At 67.9% G+C, this 299-nt stretch carries 1 protein-coding gene; it reads right to left on the bottom strand.

Features of this window, described 5'->3' with window-relative positions:
* Window positions 1-299: SbmA/BacA-like family transporter (locus tag ACLBYB_RS33205; RefSeq protein ID WP_447701428.1), on the bottom strand; the 299-nt coding region annotated here is incomplete at both ends.

Here is a 299-nt window from a genome sequence, read left to right as displayed (position 1 = left end):
AGGCGTCCCGGCTCCTGCCGGAAGTCCAGCCCGATGAGCGGCCGGCCGATCAGGTGGGTGAGCCACGTGCCGACCACCGCGTAGGCGATCACCAGCCAGACCAGGAAGCCCGGGATCACCGTGTCGGTGGACGGCACGACGAAGTCGCGCGACAGGGTCCAGAGGATCACGATGAACGAGACGAGCTGCGCGGCCTGGCTGAGGAGCCGGATCGACAGCGTCGTGGTCTGCTCGATGAAGCTGTTGACGTCGGCCTGGATGCGCTGGTCCGGGTTGTCCGCCTCCTCGTCGGTGAACGG

The sequence above is a fragment of the Methylobacterium sp. D54C genome (genome assembly GCF_053345595.1).
Note: the sequence above shows the minus strand (reverse complement) of the source record. Positions and strands in the feature narration are given on the sequence as shown.